The sequence below is a fragment of the Paenisporosarcina sp. P4_D4 genome (assembly GCF_056401835.1).
On record NZ_JBFUIO010000350.1, the window covers coordinates 1 to 926 of the forward strand.

Below are 926 nucleotides of genomic sequence, written 5' to 3' on the forward strand. Positions count from 1 at the left end.
GACCACCAAAAGCAAAGGCAATAAATGAAGAAAATGAGGAATTATTAGAAGTGATTTCAGTGCCCTGTAGCCTAACATTGGAGTCTGTTGATAAAAGTCTGACGAATACAAAAGGTGTAGCATTAATCTATAAAGTGCAATTAAACCCACCAAGTTTTGAAAGAACTAATATAAGTATTCTTGCTGTACATCTTCCTGAACCGTCTTCTTATGGAGACTTCGATAGCTATGAAGGTTTTGCGTTTATTCCAAAAGAAATGAGTTGGCGTTTTAAGCTTTATCCAACCCCAGAGGAGAATGGTCCAAGTTGGGCAGGACGATTTGATTTAATTACAGCAGAAATGAAGAATGTCGAAGTTCAGGTGCGTCTTTCAAATTCCAAAACAGGTAAGTTAGGACCAAGTGTTCTAACAAACAGTATTAACTATTGTAAATAGTTTCTTCAACTAATGGTTGCGTTGATCCAAGAAGGATTAACGTGAAATTCAATTTATAGGGAATGTTTGGGTGAACTGGTTCGGAGTTTCTTATATGTTGTTTGTTTTATACACGCTAATTGTTGGACTATTTATTATGAAAGAAAGTAATCTCTATTAACAACGGCGGACATCAACATTTTTTTGGCTTCTTTTTATCGTTTCAAGTTATGCAGTATTTATTCCTTTTATAAAGGGTTCAAATCCGTTTTAATGACAGGAAAATAAAAGGAGAGAAAATAATAAAATTGGTTCTTCAACTAACGGGGCAGGTTATTTGAATCAAATCTAAAACTTTTTGGAAAGAATTACGTATTAACTTATAAGAAAAAATCACTTCAAATTAGGGGTGTAGATAAATGAGCGACCGATTTGAACTAAGTTTTAACAACAAGGAAGAGAGTATATGGTTTGTTATTATGGTACCAGTTGTGATAGGAAGTGTATTAT

General features: G+C 33.7%; 1 protein-coding gene. It reads left to right on the forward strand.

From position 1 onward, the window contains the following. Positions 1–20 precede the first annotated feature (20 nt). Positions 21–437, forward strand: a complete 417-nt coding sequence (locus AC1DSL_RS18750) for a YoqH family protein (RefSeq protein ID WP_477533404.1) — start codon at positions 21–23, stop codon at positions 435–437. The last annotated feature ends 489 nt before the right edge of the window (positions 438–926 follow it).